The organism is Lysinibacillus sp. COL-1 (assembly GCF_059814265.1).
Map to the genome: position 1 here is coordinate 274,992 of NZ_JCAWSJ010000002.1, position 20,779 is coordinate 295,770.

The following is a 20,779-nucleotide window of genomic DNA, read 5'->3' on the forward strand; positions in this document are numbered from 1 at the left end:
CATTCACCCCTTAGGCATTTGCCACTTTATATTTGCTTAAATATTTTTCATAGCGCTTAAACAAGTACTCCACCGTACTACATAATATTAAGTACACGATAAAGATATCCAGATAGGCTTCCACGTAATTGTAGCCAACATTTGCAGCTACTTTTGCCTTCAGTGTAATTTCAGGAAGTGACATTGCGTAGCCTAACGAGGTAGCTTTAATAAGATTGACGGTAGCTGTACAAATATTCGGTAGCGCAACTACTAATGCTTGTGGAATGATAATTCGAGTATAAGCTTGGAATGTTGTCAAACCTACTGAGTGTGCAGCCTCTAATTGCCCCTTTTCAATAGTGCTTAACGCAGAACGAAAGACCTCTATTAAAATGGCTGTTGAGCTGAATGCAAACACGATAAACGCATACCAAATTGGATTGATTTTATAAATATCATACGCAATATTATATTTTTCAAAAATAATTTTTAACATTAACGGGATACTACTATAGATAATAAAGATTTGTATAATGATTGGCGTTCCTCGCACGAATGAAACGTAAATTTTTGCTAGATGATGAATAACTGGAATTTTATTAATTCTAGTGAGTGCCAACAAAAAACCAAGTGGCAGAGCTATCAATAAAGCAACAACTGTGACAAGGAGTGCAATGGGAACACCAGATAATGCAATGAAAAATGTTTCAAGTAAAAATGGATAATTCACGTTCACGCCTCCTCCTTAAGTTGTTTCTAAAGTTTTCTTACCCTTCCCAAATATCTTTTCTAATATAGTAAATATTTTTTCTATAATAATTGATAACACCCAATAAATAATGGCTAATGCAATATAAATTTCTAAGGCATGAGCATTGATGTTACTGGCAATAATTAAATTTGCCTTGCCCACAATGTCAATTAGACCAATTGTATAAGCTAGTGCACCTTCTTGTAGCAAAGCAATCATACCATTCCCAAAGTTCGGCAAAGCAACGACAAGTGCCTGAGGGAAAATAATTCGACAGTATGCCTGAAATGGTGTTAAGCCCACACTAACCGCTGCTTCAAACTGACCTTTTGGAATAGCTAAATAGGCTGATCTTATCACCTCAGACATGATTGCAGCAAATTGTAAGGTGAATGTTACGACAACGAATATAGCTGTTTCAATTGAATGGAGGTTAAGACCAACATTTTCTGCTAATGCTGGCACACCATAATAGACAAGAAATAACAAAACGATGGATGGCGTACAACGCATAATCGTTGTATATAAATTTGCGAATTTTTGTAACCACTTTATTGAAGATAGCTTAGCTGCCGCCAACAATAAACCAAATAGTGTGCCTAAGATAATCGAGGACCCTGCAACTAAGAACGTCATTTTTAAAAATGGTAATAACATTGGGATTGCGTTCCAAATGTAGGTTGCATCAAAATATTTATCCATTTCCTCACCAACTTTTCCTTTTATGAATAAAGACTGCTGAGCATTAAAGACTCAACAGCCTTATTATTCGTTCCGTTTCAAACTAACGATTAACATTTTCTAGCACTTCAAATAAATCGCGACCATAGAACTTGGTGCTTAATTCATTTGGTTTTTTCTGCTCTTTAATTTGAGCTATCGCTTTATCGTAGGCATCAGCAAATTCTTGCTCTTTTTTATTGAACAGAGGCCATGTTTTAATGACAGCAAATTCGTTATAGACAACCTCATCTTTTAAGTTGTAATAAGGGCCATCCTTAGCAAGCACTTGTTGTTTAAATGGTCCCTCAATCATGACGCCCCCATCAACACGCCCTTCATTTACCCACTGCACAACGTCTACGGTAAATGCATCACCAGCTTGAAGTTGTACTTTATTGTCTGGATTTGCCGTATTATACTCATCGATAATTGTATATTGCGCGTTATTAGCAGCAATCGGTGCTAAAGAATAACCTTTTTTTGCAAAATCGGCTAATGTTTTCACACCTTCATCCTCTTTACGTAAAACGAGCCCCGCACTACTTAACCCTAAAAATTCCTTCGGGAAAATAAATTTCTCTGTACGCTCCTGTGTAAAGAAGGCATTTTTAACCCCTACTTGATATTTCCCTTGCTCAACACCAATCAACAAATCATCACTTGTTGTACCTACGTATTCAAATTGATAGTCAGGTAATAATTCATCTACTAATTTCATTACTTCTACATCATACCCTGTTGGATTTCCATTATCGTCGATATAGCTAATAGGCTTGGAGGCTTGATCGTAGGCGACCTTTACTGTACGAACCTGTTCACCATCACCTGGATCCTTATCTGCTGATTCCCCTGAATTACACCCCGTCAAAAGTGCTATAGAAGCCAAACCAATTGCGGCAAATTGAAATAATCTATTCTTTTTCATCTGTCATTTCTCCTTATTTCCATGTAATCATTATGAATTTCCATTTAATCTTTGTTGTTCAATAGCGGCAGTCGCTAACTTTATAATCGTCATATCATCCATGGGCGGATTATGAAGTCCTGCACGGACATTACGATAATAGCGTTGTAATGGATTGGATAGCTGCAAGCTTTTCGCTCCCACTACACGCATTGCCTTATCGACTATATCTATTGCCATGTTTGTTACTGTATGTTTAGCAACAGCCATTTCATTTGTTAATAAACTACGTCTAGCTGGATCATCATAAGCCTCAGCCACTCCATACAAGACAAAACGTGCTTGATGAAGCTTTAATTCAATATCTCCTAAAAGCTGTTGTACATTTGGCAACGTACTAATCGGAGCATTCAAGCTATTCGGTTGATGATGATTGGCAAAATGGATCGCATAGTCACGGGCAGCCTGTGCAATACCTAAGTATGTTGCTGGGATATGGAGTATCCAGCCATTTATCTTGCCACCACTAGGATGACTTGGTAACTCTACTAAATGCTCTGTTGCCACTATGACATCTTTTAACACAAGATCGTGGCTACTAGTACCTCGCATCGCAGACATTTCCCAATTTTCTTCAATCGTTAGCCCTACAGAATCTTTATGAATAAGGAAGAAACCAATTTGTTGCTTTTCTTCAATCCAAGCAGAGGTAAGGAAATAATCGAGCACCGGTGACGCAGTCGTAAAGATTTTGCGTCCATTTAATAGCCAGCCCTCTTTTGTCGAAACAGCATATGTTCCAGGTCGACCACCGCGTGTTGGACTACCCGTTGCTGCCTCACTAACTGCTCTATTAATGATGGCACCGCTCTTTATTTCTTGAGCGAATGCTGTTAATACATCTTCAGTCCATAAGTGGGTTTCATATATTTCACCAACAACGCCTAATGTCCAGCCAAGAGAAAGAGATGCATTTTCGTCATAGCTTGCTAATGTTTCTTGCACAAGGACCATATCATAGACCGATAAACCCTCTCCGCCATATTGTTTCGGTAAAGTTAGTTGTGGATAGCCAATTTGCAAAAGCAATTGATGTGCTTCAAACGGGAAACGAGATTGTTCGTCTACCTCAACAGCCTCAGCCTTAATTGGCTCTGCAATAGCTGCTAGCTGATCTAACCAAAACCGTTGTCGCTCTGTTTTTACAAATAAATCCTTCAAGTAAATCTCCTTCTTCCTAATATATATAAATCATATAAAATTACTAAGAATTAGTAGTGAAAAAAAATCTCTGCCTACATATTGTAGTGAGACACTATTCGGTACTGAATTTTCTGATTCGTTGACATTTATAATACTTTTCACATTTGAAAATGTCAATGGGTGAAACTCAAGTTTTTTTGTTAGTTTAATATGAATTACAATGTTTCAATTTTACCCTTTAATTTATGCACCATGCTTTGTTTACAACATATGCTAAGACTAATGAAAGAGGTGTATACATGACTAATCATTTTAATTCGCCACAAAGTGCTGGCACCTTATCCTATTTGGCTCCACAAGTAATTCAAACTAAGTTTGGAGATATTAATGGCGATGGTTTTTTGGAAACAATTTTTTTAGTGGGCGTTCAACAACCGGATAGCCCTCTGTGGAAAAATATCACACTCACTATTTTTTATGTGCAAACACAACAAATGCAACAATTTCCCTTGAAACAGAATTTGGGCTATAATCCGACTATTTTTCTAGGCGATTTTACTGGTAATCATATTGAGGATATTCTGGTTGTCTCTGATACTGGGGGTAGCGGAGGAATTATAAACGGTGAAATATTTTCATCCATCAACAATCAAGTTCGTTCTATTTTTGACGCAGAGTCTTTTAATAATAAACTCAAATATAGCGTCAATTATGTAGATCACTACAAGGCTGTAGTTCAAAGTTCGAATCCCGCTAAAAGATACACAATCGATTTACAGTATAAAGGAGCGGACTACTTAGCAGAAATTTATAATCCGGACGGTACATTAAAGCAACCTATAGAAGGCTGGGTAGACCCTTTTAGCGGACTATATCCCATTGATTATGATCGAGATGGAACTTATGAAATTTTAGGTTATCAAGGAATTGCAGGTAGGTATCATGCCGATGGACTAGGCTATGTAGAAAATGTTTTAAAATGGAATGGTCATGAATTTATGATAGATCGACAAACGGTTAGTATTTTTGGAGAGGATTTATCATAGAAGACTCTCTCTATTAAATAAGATAAAAAAAACAGGAATCTGTTCATTTTTGCTTAAAAACAAAGCAAAATACGAGCAGATTCCATCATTTATATTTGTTTTTCAACCAAGGCAAAATAGTTATTTTCAGGATCAGCAAAATTAAATACCCTACCCATTGGCATCATAACTAAATCGCCCACTTTAATGCCCTTTGCCTGAAAATCTTGGTACATTTCTTCAATTTTATCAGCATAAAACATGATAGACGGAGTTCCTAAGTTTAGCTCCGGCTGCATTTTAGCTATGATCTCTTTATTGTGCAACACAAATGATGTTTGTGCATCCTTCGTTGGCGCAATTTCAATCCAGCGCATCCCTGCTTCTTCCTGATCAGCAACGACAACAAACCCCACCTTTTCTGTCCAAAACTTTACTGCTACCTCTTGGTCATTAACATATAGCATTACCTGCCCAATTTGATGAATCATAACCTATTTCCCTCCTCTTTTGAGCATTAGTATATATCAAACTGTAGCTTTATATAGCTTCTAACGATTTCAATTTAGCGAAATTTCGAATAATTGACCATAATATATATAACTTGTAAATTATTATTCCAAAGTACTTAACTTTTATTTTATTTCTGATAGAATGAGAATTATTTACCTTCTAGGGAAAAGTTTAGACTAAAAAAATTATGTGAGGATAATACAAGTGAAACAACTAAGTTTAAGAAAAAAGCTTATTTTTTCGTTTTTAGCAATGCTTCTCATCCCAACCCTGTTGATTGGAATTGTTTCCTACCAAAGTGCAGAAAAGCAAATTTCCGAAGAACAGCATGCAAGTGCAACTGAAAGTGTACGTATTCTTAATACTAATATTACGAATACCATTGAACCCAAACTAAAAGATGTGCAATATTTTTCAAAAAAATTTAGTAAAACCTACTTTCAAGATCATAACATTCCGAAACTTCAATCATTACTAAGCGAATACATTAATATGCACCCTGAAGTAGAGCTGATTTATATTGGTACTGCCGATGGCAAACTACTTGACGAGCCTGCTCAAGACTATCCTGATGGCTTCGATCCTCGTACAAGACCTTGGTATAAGCAAGCTTTAGATAATAATGGAGAGGTCTCCATCACTGCCCCTTATGTTACACAATCAACGGGTGACATTGTCATTACAATTACGCAGGCTTTACCAGATGGTTCTGGAGTCATAGGATTAGATCTTAACATTTCTACATTAAGTGATATTACGAATAATATCCGCATTGGAGAGACTGGTTTTGCCTCTCTTCTAGATAGCAATAAGCTCTATATCGCACAGCCTGAAAAAGAAAGTGGTACTGAGGCAACAGAAAACTATATCACTAAAATTTATGAGCAAGAAAGCGGCACAATTATTGAAAGAGACCGTCATTTACAGTTTGCTACAAATGAACTTACTGGCTGGAAGATAATAGGCACAATGTTTACTGCAGAAGCTGCAAAGGCTGCTGCCTCCACTTTAAATATCAACTTGATCATTATTGTTGTGTCCATTCTAGTTGGTATTATGTTTATGCTCTTCATGATTAAGTCTGTAGTTAATCCAATTAATCGACTTAAGCAAAGCGCGTTGAAAATTAGTGAAGGTAATTTAACAGAGTTTATTGAAATTCATTCTAAAGATGAAATTGGACAACTTGGGGAAGCTTTTATCTCCATGAAGGTTAGCTTGAAAAAACTAATTCGCAACGTGGACCAAAGCTCCCAGCATGTTCAAAAGTCTGCTCAAGATTTATCTGCCAATGCAGAACAAAATATTGCTGCCTCTGAACAGGTTGCGGATGCTATGCAACAAATGGCAGTCAGCACGGAAAAGCAAACAACAGGTATTGACCAAAACGCTATCTCCATTGAGGAAATTGCTAAAGGGGTTGTTGAGGTCGCAGACAGCTCTATGCAGGTATCAGACCTTTCTAGCCATGCTATCCAACTGGCAGATGAAGGTGGACAAGCAGTCGAGCAAACTGTACAACAAATGAACTCTATTCATGAATCTGTTACACAATCAGATACAATGATTAAAACTCTATATGATCGCACGAAAGAAATCGGTTCCATTTTAGAGATGATTAGTGCCATTTCAGACCAAACAAATTTACTAGCCCTCAATGCTGCTATCGAGGCAGCAAGAGCTGGAGAACATGGCAAAGGCTTTGCCGTAGTAGCCGATGAAGTACGAAAATTAGCAGAGCAATCTCACCAATCAGCAGAGCAAATTGCTGCGCTCATTACGAGTATTCAGCAGGATACAGCTAAATCTGTGCAGACTATGGTCAAGGCTTCAGCAGATGTTCAGGATGGCTTACAATTGACAGAATCAGCAAGTAAGAAATTCGCCAGCATTATTGAAAGTCTACGAAACATTGCGCCAAAGATGGAGGATATCTCTGCCTCTGCACAAGAAATGTCTGCAGTCGTGGAAGAAGTCTCCGCTACAGCTATTGAATTATCAGATCACGCCAAATTAAATGCTGCAGCTACAGAGGAAGTTGCTGCTTCTACTGAGCAAACTTTATCCTCTATGCAGGACATGGCATCCTCTGCCAAAACGTTACTTGATATGGCGGATGAATTGCAAGGTTACGTAAATCGTTTTGAATATTAAATTATCCTTTCAGAATCTGAGTTCTATTATGGAGCTCAGATTTTTTCTGTACTAATTTGACATATAAAAACAGGGGAAATTACAAAATAAAATATTTTTCTACAAAAAGTACTATAGTATAACTTTATTTTCCAGATTTTTCAGAAAATTATGTTGATTATTATTCATTTTCCTCTTAGAATCAGATTAAACATTGGAATGACTTGTCTATTGAACCAGTTATCAAATTATGACAATTAACTAATGTCATTTTAAGGAGGAATACTATATGAAACAGATTAGCTTAAGAAAGAAACTCATTTTTGCATTTTTAATGATACTCCTCATTCCCGCACTTTTAATCGGGTATACCTCCTTTAAAAGTACTAAAAATCAGATTTTAGAAGAGCAACAAGCAAGCGCTAAGGAAAGTGTGCGTATGCTTAACAGCAATATTACAAATACAATTGCGCCAAAAGTTCATGACATTGGATATTTTTCCAAAAAAATAAATCAATCTTATTTACAAGAAGATAAAAAAATTGAATTAAAAAAACTTTTTCAAGAATATATTAATACTCATCCTGAGGTAGAGCTGTTATATATTGGAACAGCAGATGGTCAAATAATTGATGAACCCGTCCATGATTATGCAAGTGATTATGATCCACGTAAACGACCTTGGTACGTAGAAGCAATTGAGAACAAAGGGCAAGTATCCATTACTTCACCATATATCTCAAAATCAACAAATAATGTAGTAGTGACTGTCATGCAAGCTCTTCCAGATAGTTCTGGTGTGATGGCCTTAGATGTAAATATCTCGGTTCTTAGTGCACTGACAGACGAAACACGTATAGGAGAAACTGGGTTTGCATCCTTACTAGATCGTAATCAGCTATATATTGCGCAAAAAGATAAAGAAAGCGGCTCACAAGCAACAGAAGAATATATGGCAAAAGTTTACGAACAACAGGAAGGTATGATTACGGAAGATGATCGCCAGTTACGTTTTGAAACCAATGAACTTACAGGGTGGAAAATAGTTGGTACAATGTTCATCGCAGAGGCTACAGAGGCAGCTACTGCTTCATTTACTCTCACATTGCTCATCATTGGTATTTCTATTATTGTAGGAATTATTTTTATGCTCTCTATGATTAAATCTATTGTGAACCCTATTAAACGACTTCAACAAAGTGCATTAAAAATTAGTGAGGGCGATTTAACGGAGTTTATTGATATTCATACAAAGGATGAAATTGGACAGCTTGGTGAGGCATTTGTCTCGATGAAAGTTAGCTTAAAAAAACTGATACGCAATGTTGACCAAAGCTCTCAGCATGTTCAAACCTCTGCCCAAGGACTTTCAGCTAATGCTGAACAAAACATAGCTGCATCTGAACAGGTAACAGAGGCTATGCAGCAGGTAGCTATCAGCACCGAAAAACAAACAACTGGAATCGATCAAAATGCTGTTTCCATTGAGGAAATTGCTAAAGGTGTTGTAGAAGTGGCAGATAGTGCCCTACAAGTTTCAGACCTGTCCAGTCAGGCTATCCAATTAGCAGAGGAAGGCGGACAATCTGTTGAACAAACTGTGACTCAAATGGTTTCCATCCATGAATCTGTGACACAGTCCGACACAATGATTAAATCACTGTTTGATCGAACAAAAGAAATTGGTTCCATTATAGAAATTATTAGTGCCATTTCTGACCAAACGAACCTTCTTGCTCTGAATGCCGCTATTGAAGCAGCCCGAGCTGGTGAACAAGGCAAAGGCTTTGCGGTTGTAGCAGATGAAGTACGTAAATTAGCGGAACAATCCCATCAATCAGCAGAACAAATTTCTACGCTTATTACAGGCATACAACAGGACACGGCTAAATCTGTGCAAACGATGATGAAAGCTTCATCAGATGTCCAAGAAGGGTTACAGCAATCTGAGGATACGAAAAAGAAATTTACAAGTATCGTTGAAAGTCTTCGAGAGATTGCACCGAAAATGGAAGATATATCAGCTTCGGCACAAGAAATGTCTGCCGTTGTAGAAGAAGTATCCGCAACAGCAATTGAGCTATCAGACCATGCAAAACTAAATGCAGCAGCTTCTGAAGAAGTTGCCGCTTCAACGGAACAAACATTGTCCTCCATGCAGGAAATCGCTTCTTCGGCTAAAACTTTACTTGATATGGCGGACGAATTACAAGGCTATGTAGACCGATTTAATTACTAATTATCCATAACGCTTGGCTTTCGACAAAAGACATGGATGAATTAAAATAAAGCACGATGATCTTTGGACTTTCCAAGATCATCGTGCTTTTAATTAGCTATTTATTCATTTGCCTCATGGCTAAATTGCCATTCAATACCGAATTTATCTGTCAGCGAACCGTAACATTTACTCCAAAATGTTTCTTGTAACTCCATCGTTACTTTTCCGCCGTCTTTCAGCTTATCAAATGCTGCTCGCATTTGCTCTTCGTCATCGGAAACAACCGCTAATGTAACATTATTCCCAACGGAGAACGGTGAGCCTGGAAATGTATCTGAGAACATAATTCTACTACCAAATACAGAAAGTCTTGTATGCATCACAAGATCTTTCGCTTCCTCTGGTAGTGGGTAATCAGGATTTTGAGGTGAATCTCCAAACGTCATAATTTCAGCCTTGTCCGTATTAAAAGCATTTTCGTAAAACGCAACAGCCTCTCGACAATTTCCATTAAAGATCAAATACACTTCTACTGCCATTTCCAACACTCCCTTGTCATTTTTTGAAACAATTCTATTGTACATGGATTACAAAACATAGCACAAATTATAAATGGAATCATTCATCTACAAATAAATTTATTCCCCCTTATTTTTAAATTTTTCATTTATTTTCGTAAAAGCTTTGACATTTACTCAAAAATCATGTAAATTACCAAATGGCGAACAATTTAAAATAAATCTTTAAAAATATTCGTATTTTAGGAGTGTATATAATGGATAACGTATTTGACTATGAGGATATTCAACTAATTCCCGCAAAATGTATTGTAGAAAGTCGTTCAGAGTGTGATACTTCGGTTACTTTAGGTGGACATACTTTTAAGCTTCCTGTAGTACCTGCAAATATGCAAACAATTATTGACGAAAATCTTGCTAAGAAACTTGCTGAAAACGGTTACTTTTATATTATGCACCGTTTCCAACCAGAAACTCGTATAAACTTCATTCAAGAAATGCAAGGAAAGGGCTTAATTGCCTCGATCAGTGTTGGTGTAAAAGAAGATGAATATGCGTTTATTGAAGAATTAGCAGCTGCTAATTTAGTACCTGAATTTATTACAATTGATATTGCACATGGTCATTCAAATGCTGTTATTCGTATGATTCAGCATATTAAAAAGCACTTACCAAACAGCTTTGTCATTGCTGGAAACGTTGGAACACCTGAAGCCGTACGTGAACTAGAAAATGCTGGTGCAGATGCTACAAAAGTAGGCATTGGACCAGGTAAAGTTTGTATTACTAAAATCAAAACAGGCTTTGGTACAGGTGGCTGGCAGCTAGCTGCACTACGTTGGTGTGCAAAGGCTGCTACAAAGCCAATTATTGCTGACGGTGGTATTCGTACACATGGCGATATCGCTAAATCTGTACGTTTCGGCGCTTCAATGGTGATGATTGGTTCTTTATTTGCTGGTCATGAAGAATCACCAGGTGAAACAATTGAGGTTGATGGTAAAACGGTGAAGGAATACTTCGGCTCTGCCTCTGAATTCCAAAAAGGCGAACGCAAAAATGTCGAAGGAAAGAAAATGTATGTTGAGCATAAAGGTAGCATCAAAGATACATTAATCGAGATGCAGCAAGACTTACAATCATCTATTTCTTATGCTGGTGGCACAAAACTAGAGGCTATTCGAAATGTTGATTATGTTATCGTAAAAAATTCTATCTTCAATGGAGATAAAGTATACTAATCCACAGTAACCCCGATAAAGAACTACTTGTTCTTTATTGGGGTTCTTTTATGAGACCTTCCCCATCAATTGTTCTATAAGCATCATGAATACATAGTATATTAAAATATGACATTTATTATCAGAATTTTCTATTTTATTAGAAAACTATATATTATAATATAACTATATTGGAGGAACGGAGGTTTTGTTTCATGAAATCAGTACGTAATAAACTTGTTAGTCTTGCCATCATAGTTATTCTAATATCAACAGTACTAGTTGGAACCGTCAATTACATCGTAGTGAAAGGTGAACTAGATCAAGTAGGTCGACAAAGTCTTAAAAATGGCACACTAGGCATTCTTGAATTAATTGCACAATTAGATGCTCAAGTCCAAAAGGGAAATATAACGTTAGAGGAAGCTCAGGAAAGTGCAAGAACACAAATTGTTGGTAAAAGAGTTGAAGACAATAAACGATCCATCGATAATCCTGTTAAATATGGGGATAATTTTTATTTCTATGCCTTTCAAGATAGCGGCATAGTCGAAACGCATCCATCTCTTGAAGGGCAAAATATTGCTGAATTACAAACAGAGGATGGACGCTATTTTGTACGCGAAATGATTGAAGCAGCTAAGGCTGGCGGAGGATATGTCCGTTATGATTGGGCACTACCCTCCACCCCTGAAATCGTTGCACCTAAAATTACTTATGTAGAAATGGACGAACATTGGGGGTGGATTATTGCAGCTGGTACATACGAAATGGACTTCAATGCAGGCACTAAAAATGTTTTCTATTACACACTTGGTATGACAATCCTTGCAACGATTATTGGTGTGGCACTCTTCTGGTTCTTCTCTGGACGAATGACTACCTACATACGCAAAATCATGGTGATTACTTCAGATATTGCTAAAGGTAAGCTAACTGGCGATGACATACCTGTTACCACAAAAGATGAACTAGGTATACTGGCTAATAACGTGAATAATATGAAACATAGCTTATATGAAATGGTCAACAATACGAAGGATAGCGCCTCTCAAATGAGAGTTTCTTCAGAGATGCTTAGTGCTATTACAGAGGAAACAACCGCTTCTGCTGACGAAATTCATCAAGCAATCAATGACATCTCTAAAGGGGCTGTTGTGCAAGCAGAAGAAGCTGAGATGGCCATTAGTAAGGTTGAAACACTATCTTCACTTATTTCACTTGCTACAAATAAATATAGTGAGATCACTGAAAATATGATTATCATCAATTCATCACAAGAAAATGGTAGACAAAAAGTAGAAGGTTTACTGCAAAATTCAAGTGAATTCACACAGGTGATTGAGGAGTTAAGAACTAATTTCTCCAGTTTGACGAATCAAATGAAGGAGATTCATCAAGTGGTACAAACAATTACATCTATATCTGAACAAACAAACCTCTTGGCACTCAATGCTAGCATAGAGGCAGCGCGTGCTGGTGAACACGGTAAAGGTTTTGCCATTGTGGCAGAGGAAGTCCGGCATTTATCGGAGGATACAAACGAAGCTACTACGCGTGTCAGAAATCTATTACAGCGTATTGAGGTGGGTACTGCAAACTCTGATGCAAAGATGATACACACGCTCCAACTTTCACAAAATCAAGCCATATCGATTACTGAAGTAAAAGGAGCTTTTACATTCCTAGCAGACTCCATTCACGATATTACAAAGCATCTCGTTTCACTAGATGAGGGGATGAACGACATGGCGGAAAATCGCATAGTGGTGATGAATGCTATCAAAGAAATAGCCAGTGTAGCTACTCAATCTGCCGCAGCTACGGAACAAATTAATGCTTCCATAGACGAACAAAAGTCAGCAGTGAACTCGATTATGCACTCCTCTATGGAACTTCATACAGAGGCAGAGCGCATGTACGACTTAGTAGAACGCTTTACATGACAAGAAAAAAGAATGCTACGGTTTAGGCGTAGCATTCTTCTTAACATTATAGTTTGTTAATTACTGCGTGGATTGTTTCCTTAAGCTCTGCATCATGATCAGCAAGTTCTACAAGGTTTCCTAGACGTTCACGTAATACAGGGCGCTCAATTACTAATTTTTCATCAAGTACTTGTACCAGTAGCTCGATAATAAGACGATCACGAACGTTTAACGCTTCTTCTAAACGTTCTGGTGTAATTTTCGCATCAGTTTTTGCAGCCTTTGCCATTTTAAAAACCCCTTTTATATTTTATATTCATGCACATCTATTTTAGCATACCACTAAATTATTTTGAAAACTTTCTTTCATGAAAATATACCAAAACTTTACAAAAAATAAAGACAAGATTTACGGCAAATTGTTATATTTATATCATAATAAGCCACTGCTCAGCCATATGATGATGTATTTAACAAACCTAATACTAACACTCGATTGGAGGAAATGTATGAATCAAAAAAATTTTACTTATTCGCAGCTCATTAAAGCTGTGCCGAAATCTCTACAGCTATTTCTCAACGCTTGCCTTGTGCTACTAGCTCTTATCCTATCATTTTTGCTTTTTAAGGAGCTAATCGAATTTCTTAAAATATTAATCTTCGCCAAGGAAGGTGGCGATTATAAATTATTCCTTGCCAATATTCTTATTTTCTTCTTATATTTTGAGTTCATCACAATGATTATTAAATATTTTAAAGAGGATTATCATTTTCCACTGCGCTACTTTATATATATAGGTATCACAGCGATGATTCGTTTAATTATTGTGGAGCATGATCACCCTCTAAACACTTTAATTTATTCATTGATTATCCTGATATTAATCATAAGCTATTTTATTATTAATATCACACCACTTGAAAGACCAACGCGATCTTCTATTTTTATAAAAAAGGAGCACTGACCGGTAGTAAGAGCTATTCCTATTCTAAAATGTCGAAATACATGTAGGCTTTTCAAACACATAGAAAAACTGCAATAAGTCTTATAAATATAGCTCTTGGATCGTTACTACACCCATCACCAGCGAAGAAAGCTCGGTCCAGAGCCAAAACCCATTTTCTTATAAAAATAAACGGAAACAAAACAACAAAATGAATGTTTTTTGCTAAAAAAATTTGAAAGAGATGTTAGATGAGTTCTTTAGCAACCTTCTCTTTTTATGTAATAAAACAACTGCAACAAGACCTACCCCACCAATTACTAGAAAACAGGTTCAATTGAAAGTCATGTAGTTGCATACCACCAATGAGTTTGTCATCTTCCCAAAGTCCATAATACTGAAAAAATTATCAAGCGATTTTTCAGCTGCTCTTTTGTCCCATTCTTCCTGGATAGTCTTTTACAACGATATTCAGAAAGTCTAAAACATCTTGTTCTTTTAATAACTTCTCTATTACTCTCATCATATCCCCTCCATTTTCAAAGTGTTGCATGTTGTTTGTGCATTTTTCATATTAATTTTTATATCCCACAAATAACCTATACACCGAAATAATGAACAATGAAAATGATTAAAGGAGGAAAATAAATGTCTTTAATTGATTCGTATATTCACGAAGTGTCTAAAAGGCTACATAAGAATAAGCGTGAAGACATAAAGCTTGAACTAAAAGCTACGATTGAGGATATGCTGCCTGAGTCCTATTCTGAATCCGATGTTAAGGATGTACTCCAAAAACTTGGAAGTCCTACCGAAGTTGCGGCAAGCTTTCAGGATACACCTCGTTTTTTAATTGGCCCAGAGATTTTTGATCAATATACAAGAACAATCAAGCTAGTTATGCCTTGGGCTATTTTCATTACGGTTATTATTCATGTAATCCAAAAAATTGTGCTCTATTCAGGTGAAGAAGCGCTTCTTTCAACCATTATTTCGGCATTTGCCATGATTATTGTGGCGATTATTGCTGTAATATTTCACGTATTGTTTTGGATTACCGTTGTTTTCATCATCATCGAGCGCTCTGGTTCTGAAAAGATTTATTTACCCTTTTTGAAAAACGCCAAGCAATGGTCTCCTGATGATTTAGTTAAAATGAAACCCATTCCCAAAGTTAAAGTCATTACTTTAAGTGATACGATTTTTAGCCTAGTTGGAATTCTAATATTTTCTTTTGTCTATTGGAATGCTTATCGTCTTTTAGGGATTTATACAACGAATGACAATGGTAGCTTGAAATTTGTTATGCCAATCTTTAATCAAAATGTTTTACAATCATTTGCTCCTATCGTCTTATTATGTATTGTTCTTAGTCTCGCATTAACCTTTATAAAATGGCGTGCTGGTCAGTGGACAATGCTCATCGCCATCACGAATGCACTACTTCAAAGTGTAGGAACGATCGTCTTTATTTTAATGGCGATACACCAAGATTTTATTCATAGTGCCTCGATTCCCTACATGGCTGCTATCCTAGAAACAACATCCGCTAAGGTTGCCTATACTATAGATAAAATCTTACTCGTCAGTATAATTATTGCTGTTTTAGCAAATGCATTTGATATTTATCAAGGATTTAAAAAAGCGAAAGTATAAAATCCCCCTCTTCAAATCGCTAAAATACCTTTATTCTCTGATGTTTTGTATAATGATAAAGTTGAAAGTATTTTATATACATGAATAATCTGCACAATTCAATCAGAGTAAGGGGAATTAACTATGACCATTCTTCTAGTAGATGACAATCAAGTCAATCTATTTGTCATTGAAAAAATACTAAAAAATGCAGGTTATGATAACTGTGTTTCTCTTTCATCTGCTTATGAGCTATTTGATTATTTACAATTAGATGCACCAAATCCAACAGGAAATTCTGTAGATTTAATATTGTTAGACATTATGATGCCGGAAGTAGATGGTATTGAGGCCTGCAAACGCATTAAGCAAAATGAAAGATTGAAAGATATTCAAATCATATTTGTCACAGCACTGGAAGATAAAAACAAACTAGCAGAAGCACTAGACATTGGTGGCGTAGATTATATTACAAAACCAATTAATAAAACGGAGCTGCTTGCAAGAATTCGTGTTGCCTTACGCTTAAAAGCTGAATTAGACTGGCACACCCAGCATGACAAGAAAATTCAATATGAACTAGATCTAGCCACTCATGTACAACGAAGCCTGCTCAGTCCACCATTAAACGAGAAGGATATCCGGATAGAAGTTTCTTATCTACCATCCTCTAATTTAGCAGGCGATATGTATTATTGGTACAAAATAGACGATCATCGCTATGCTATCATTTTATTGGATATGATGGGTCACGGTATATCTGCAGCGCTTGTTTGTATGTTTATCTCCTCTGTTTTAAGAGAGGCCGTTAAACAACTAAACGACCCAGAGCTTGTCATCAAAGAACTGAATCGTTATATGACTCTTTTACAAGATGGAAAAGATAATAATCTTTATTATTTTACAGCGATTTATTTCATCATTGATACAGAGCAAAAAACAGTCGAATACATAAACGCTGGTCACCCTCCTGGATACGCACTAATAGATGAAAAAACATGTATTCCATTAAATCAAGGTAGCTGTGCGGTCGGCTTTTTCGATGAAATGAAAGTTCAAAAGCAATGTATTCAATATGAACAAGATATTCAAATTGTGTTATTTACAGATGGTGTTTTAGAGGCAATGGGCCCCTGTGAAATCGAATCAGAAAAGCATTTGCAAACGCTAACATCCACTAAGTGGGATTATTCACAATGCCTCATTGACAACCTATTACCTAAAGATAAACAAGAAAACCAGCCTGATGATATGTGTGTATTAATGATTCAAGCTAGCACTACTTCCATATAAATAAAAAGCAGAGGCTATCACATGAAGATAGCCTCTTACTCATTAAGACATTTTTTGATAAATTCTTTCGTTGCCTACAATTTCTCGATATTTTGAAATAATCTCTTCAAACCGCAATGTTTCTTTATCCCCTAAGCATAAAAATCCTTTGTCACTTAGACTCTCATAAAACAAGTGGTGTACCTGGCTCTGTAGCTTAGGTGAAAAATAAATCAGGACATTTCTGCACAAGACAACATGAAACTCATTAAAGGAATGATCCGTTACTAAATTATGCTGAGCAAAAATAATATTTTTCAATAGTGTTGGATGGAAGTAAGCATATTGATAATCTGTTTGATAGTATTCTGAAAACGCATGGGCTCCTCCAGCAAGCATATAGTTTTTCGTATATGCCTGCATTTTATGAATAGGGAAAGCCCCTTTCTTCGCTTTTTCTAATACTTGCTCATTCATATCTGTTGCATAAATAATAGACCTCTCTATAAGCCCCTCTTCCTGAAGTAAAATAGCCATAGAATATACTTCCTCACCTGTCGCACACCCAGCATGCCAAATACGTATTTCTGGATACTCTCTTAAAATGGGGATTACTTTTTCACGAAAAGCTTTAAAAAAGCTAGGATTACGAAACATCTCGGTTACATTTATCGAAAAATCATTCAACATCTGCTCTAAAAATTCTTGATCATGAATGACCTTTTCTAGTACCCGGGAAATCGTTGGAATGTTATTGATCCCCATCCTATTATAAATTCTACGTGAAATGGATGAACGATTGTATTGACGAAAATCATAGCCTGATAAACGATAAATAGCCTCTAGTAATAAATCAATTTCTAAATTTGTTTGTTTATTTAATTGTATTTTTTGCTCCAAAGGCTGAAATTGCTCCATGTTCATTAACTCCCTTTAGAAACGAGCCAGACTCTTAAGACCGATAGTAATTGATCTAAATTTAATGGCTTGCTAATATAATCAGATGCGCCAGCCTGCAATGATTTATCACGGTCATTTTTCATAGCCTTTGCCGTCAATGCAATGATCGGTAAGTCTATTCGTTTCATTTGTTGTCGAATAATAGTCATCGCTTCATAGCCATCCATATTCGGCATCATTATATCCATTAGAACGAGATCGATGTCAGGATGAGCATGCATTACCTCTAAGCATTCAAGCCCATCTTTAGCAACTAGAATGCTCATACCTCTTTTTTCTAATGCCGTTTTTAATGCATAAATATTACGGTTATCATCATCTACTATTAAAATATTTTTCCCTTGGAAAACCTCTACCTCTTGTTGAAGGGCTCCCTCTATTTCCTTTGACTGCTCTGCAATTGGCTCCTCTACCAATGTAACGGCCACTTCGTTCATGGCAAGCTTTTGACAATGCTCCTCTTCGATTCCATTTGGTAAGCTTGGAATCGTTAACGTAAAGCTACTCCCCTGTCCTTCAGCACTTTGCAGCGTAATCCAGCCACCAAGCAATTTAGCAAACTCCTTACAAATAGAAAGACCAAGTCCAGTCCCACCATATTTTCGAACCGTAGCGCCATCGGCTTGCTGGAATGATTCAAAAATAAGCTGATGCTTGTCTTTTGGAATACCTATCCCCGTATCCGATACAGTAATTTCAAGCCAATCTGTACTTATATCCTGCATATTATTTGTTAACTGCTGTGGTGTAAGCTGATGAATAGCTAAATTTACCGAACCATGTTCCGTAAATTTAAAGGCATTGGATAATAAATTCTTTATGATTTGATGGAATCTCTTTTCATCTGTATAGAATACATCTACAACATGATCTGCCTTTGAAATATGGAATGCTAAATTCTTCTTCATCGCAACAGGTGCAAAGGTATGTTCAATTTGTACAGGTACTTCGCTCATGTTCACTTCATTAAAAATAATATCAAGCTTTCCTGCCTCGACTTTTGATAAATCTAAAATATCATTAATTAAAGCAAGTAAGTCCTCTCCAGAAGAATGAATGACTTGAGCATACTCTATTTCCTCGTCTGTTAGATTTTGTTGACTATTTTCTGCTAGCATCTCCGATAAAATTAATATGCTGTTTAAGGGTGTTCTTAATTCGTGTGACATGTTTGCTAAAAACTCGGATTTGTAGTTTGAATTCAAGATAAGCTGCTCGGCACTTTCTTCTAATTCCTTTTTCGCCTTTTCTAGCTCTCTTGATTTAGACTCTGCCTCTTTTGTACGTTCTTCAAGCTGCTCATTAATCATTGTCAGCTCTTCGGTCTGCATTTGTAATTCTTCTGATTGTGTCTGCAGCTCTTCTGATTGAACTTGTAACTCCTCAGTCATTGCTCTAGATTCATTCAATAGACGAACAATTTCCATGCGTCCTAAAACACTATTCACTGTTAGCCCAAAAGTTTCTGTGACCTGCTTTACTAATTCTTGCTGTAGCTTACTAAATTTAGTCATTGTCGCTATTTCTGCAACTGCTATCACTTCATTTTCAAAAATGACAGGAATCAATAAAATATTATGCGGTCTTACCTCGCCTAATCCTGTTCTGATTAAACGATAGTCTTTTGGAATATTATCGTAAAATAACATTCGTTTTTCTAATGCACATTGCCCAATTAATCCTTGTCCTATTTTAAAGCTTTCCATACCGACGCGATCATCTCCGTCAGCAAATGCAGCCTTTTTCACAAATTGTACTTGGTCCTCTGTTACTTCACGAACATAAAATGCACCAAGCGATGCCTCTGTTTTCTGCGCGATTTCTGACAGGAAGGTCTCAGCCAATTTTGTGATGGCTGAAACTCCTTGATATTTTGTCACAATTTCCGCAATATTGCTTTGTAGCCATTCTCTCTTTTCGACTGACTCTAGCAGTATATTCGTTGCATTAGCAAGATCATTCACTTCATCATTGGTATTCACATAGATTCTTCTTGTAAAATCACCTTTTGTAGCTGCGATTTCTTGTATAGTTTGTGTAACTTCTGTTATCGTTTTTACAATAGAACGTGAAATGCCACTAGCTATGACAATTGCTATAATAGAAACTAAAATTAAAATCCCAAATAAACCACTAGTTAATTTATTATTTTGTTTATCTAATTGACTTGCCTTCGCCTGTGTATAAACATTTTCAGTTGAACGGAACGAATCAAATAACTTACGCATTTTCTCCAAATCTTGGCGCCCAGTATCTACTTTAAAAAACTCATTTAACGCTTCTATATTATTATCTTTTTTATATTGAATCGTTGGCTCTCCCGAAGTGGCAATCCAATGTTCAATCGTTTCCTCTATCTCTTTTAGTTTTTCCTGCTGTGATGGTTTATCTGTCATTCGCTGATAGAGATCATTAAAATCTATTTTCCAATTATCAGCTGCCTTATTATAAGGCTCAAGATAGCTTTGCTTGCCTGTAATAATGAAAGCTCGCTGACTCGATTCCATATCCAATATATATTTTTCAATTTCATTGGTTAGTGTTTGAACATTGGAATCGTACTTAATAATATAATTTCTTTCCTTTTGCAAAGAATTAATTTGATTATTTAATATGACAACGGCTGCAAGTAAGCAAAGAATGATTACGATATAACCTAATGTAATCTTAGAGCGTATACCCAATTTCAATCTATTTAACATTTGGTTTTCCTACCTTTACCTTTCTTTCACTCTATTTTATTACTAGTATACATGTAAAAATAACTGATTATCTCTTCTTTTGACATGAGCAACAAAGAAATTTTGCTGTTTCGTATTAATAAGTCTATGCATTTTTCATATACAT

17 protein-coding genes are annotated in these 20,779 nt (G+C 36.3%); 8 read left to right on the forward strand and 9 right to left on the reverse strand.

Going from position 1 to position 20,779, the window contains the following annotated elements; genetic code table 11:
* Positions 1–10 precede the first annotated feature (10 nt).
* The 4 genes from AC6BKE_RS01895 to AC6BKE_RS01910 all read right to left on the reverse strand — a co-directional run bounded on the left by AC6BKE_RS01895 (position 11) and on the right by AC6BKE_RS01910 (position 3,581).
* Positions 11–712, reverse strand: a complete 702-nt coding sequence (locus tag AC6BKE_RS01895; RefSeq protein ID WP_036123914.1) for an amino acid ABC transporter permease — start codon at positions 710–712, stop codon at positions 11–13.
* A 15-nt stretch (positions 713–727) separates the two neighbouring features.
* Positions 728–1,435 (reverse strand): amino acid ABC transporter permease, encoded by a 708-nt coding sequence (locus AC6BKE_RS01900; protein ID WP_036123917.1) that lies wholly within the window; start codon positions 1,433–1,435, stop codon positions 728–730.
* Between the two features lie 82 nt (positions 1,436–1,517).
* Complete coding sequence (locus AC6BKE_RS01905) at positions 1,518–2,381, reverse strand: transporter substrate-binding domain-containing protein (RefSeq protein ID WP_499855699.1); 864 nt, start codon at positions 2,379–2,381, stop codon at positions 1,518–1,520.
* Between the two features lie 30 nt (positions 2,382–2,411).
* Entirely contained in the window at positions 2,412–3,581 is a 1,170-nt protein-coding gene (locus tag AC6BKE_RS01910) for an acyl-CoA dehydrogenase family protein (RefSeq protein WP_058844106.1), read from the reverse strand.
* Positions 3,582–3,862: 281 nt separating this feature from the next.
* On the opposite strand from AC6BKE_RS01910, the gene AC6BKE_RS01915 reads away from it, so the two are divergent.
* Positions 3,863–4,609, forward strand: a complete 747-nt coding sequence (locus AC6BKE_RS01915; protein ID WP_036119444.1) for a YybI family spore inner coat protein — start codon at positions 3,863–3,865, stop codon at positions 4,607–4,609.
* A gap of 89 nt (positions 4,610–4,698) precedes the next feature.
* Here AC6BKE_RS01915 and AC6BKE_RS01920 read toward each other — a convergent pair whose 3' ends face one another.
* Positions 4,699–5,079 carry a VOC family protein gene (locus tag AC6BKE_RS01920; RefSeq protein WP_089933349.1) on the reverse strand — a complete coding sequence of 127 codons (381 nt, stop codon included), beginning with the start codon at positions 5,077–5,079 and terminating at the stop codon, positions 4,699–4,701.
* 226 nt (positions 5,080–5,305) lie between these two features.
* Between AC6BKE_RS01920 and AC6BKE_RS01925 the strand changes: the two genes are divergently transcribed.
* Positions 5,306–7,255: a methyl-accepting chemotaxis protein gene (locus AC6BKE_RS01925; protein WP_089933348.1), complete on the forward strand. Its 1,950-nt coding sequence runs from the start codon at positions 5,306–5,308 to the stop codon at positions 7,253–7,255.
* Between the two features lie 268 nt (positions 7,256–7,523).
* Positions 7,524–9,473 (forward strand): methyl-accepting chemotaxis protein, encoded by a 1,950-nt coding sequence (locus tag AC6BKE_RS01930; protein ID WP_499855703.1) that lies wholly within the window; start codon positions 7,524–7,526, stop codon positions 9,471–9,473.
* 101 nt (positions 9,474–9,574) lie between these two features.
* On the opposite strand, the gene AC6BKE_RS01935 is transcribed toward AC6BKE_RS01930, so the two are convergent.
* Positions 9,575–9,994: a VOC family protein gene (locus tag AC6BKE_RS01935; RefSeq protein ID WP_036119456.1), complete on the reverse strand. Its 420-nt coding sequence runs from the start codon at positions 9,992–9,994 to the stop codon at positions 9,575–9,577.
* Positions 9,995–10,230: 236 nt separating this feature from the next.
* On the opposite strand from AC6BKE_RS01935, the gene guaC reads away from it, so the two are divergent.
* Complete coding sequence (gene guaC, locus AC6BKE_RS01940) at positions 10,231–11,214, forward strand: GMP reductase (protein WP_036119459.1); 984 nt, start codon at positions 10,231–10,233, stop codon at positions 11,212–11,214.
* A gap of 194 nt (positions 11,215–11,408) precedes the next feature.
* Positions 11,409–13,139 (forward strand): methyl-accepting chemotaxis protein, encoded by a 1,731-nt coding sequence (locus AC6BKE_RS01945; RefSeq protein WP_499855705.1) that lies wholly within the window; start codon positions 11,409–11,411, stop codon positions 13,137–13,139.
* Between the two features lie 46 nt (positions 13,140–13,185).
* Here the strand turns inward: AC6BKE_RS01945 and AC6BKE_RS01950 are convergent, their stop codons facing one another.
* Entirely contained in the window at positions 13,186–13,410 is a 225-nt protein-coding gene (locus AC6BKE_RS01950) for a hypothetical protein (RefSeq protein WP_036119465.1), read from the reverse strand.
* Between the two features lie 220 nt (positions 13,411–13,630).
* Here AC6BKE_RS01950 and psiE point away from each other — a divergent pair, with 220 nt between their 5' ends.
* The 3 genes from psiE to AC6BKE_RS01965 all read left to right on the forward strand — a co-directional run bounded on the left by psiE (position 13,631) and on the right by AC6BKE_RS01965 (position 16,993).
* A complete protein-coding gene (gene psiE / locus AC6BKE_RS01955) occupies positions 13,631–14,086 on the forward strand; it encodes a phosphate-starvation-inducible protein PsiE (protein WP_499855707.1) in 456 nt (151 codons plus the stop codon).
* Between the two features lie 627 nt (positions 14,087–14,713).
* Positions 14,714–15,721, forward strand: a complete 1,008-nt coding sequence (locus tag AC6BKE_RS01960) for an HAAS signaling domain-containing protein (RefSeq protein WP_271911923.1) — start codon at positions 14,714–14,716, stop codon at positions 15,719–15,721.
* A gap of 123 nt (positions 15,722–15,844) precedes the next feature.
* Positions 15,845–16,993, forward strand: coding sequence for a SpoIIE family protein phosphatase (locus AC6BKE_RS01965; RefSeq protein ID WP_036119474.1), 1,149 nt, complete (start codon positions 15,845–15,847; stop codon positions 16,991–16,993).
* Positions 16,994–17,035: 42 nt separating this feature from the next.
* On the opposite strand, the gene AC6BKE_RS01970 is transcribed toward AC6BKE_RS01965, so the two are convergent.
* Together AC6BKE_RS01970 and AC6BKE_RS01975 are read right to left on the reverse strand one after the other, a co-directional pair.
* A complete protein-coding gene (locus AC6BKE_RS01970; protein WP_499855710.1) occupies positions 17,036–17,890 on the reverse strand; it encodes a CheR family methyltransferase in 855 nt (284 codons plus the stop codon).
* Positions 17,891–17,895: 5 nt separating this feature from the next.
* Positions 17,896–20,634: an ATP-binding protein gene (locus AC6BKE_RS01975; protein ID WP_271911926.1), complete on the reverse strand. Its 2,739-nt coding sequence runs from the start codon at positions 20,632–20,634 to the stop codon at positions 17,896–17,898.
* Positions 20,635–20,779: the final 145 nt, after the last annotated feature.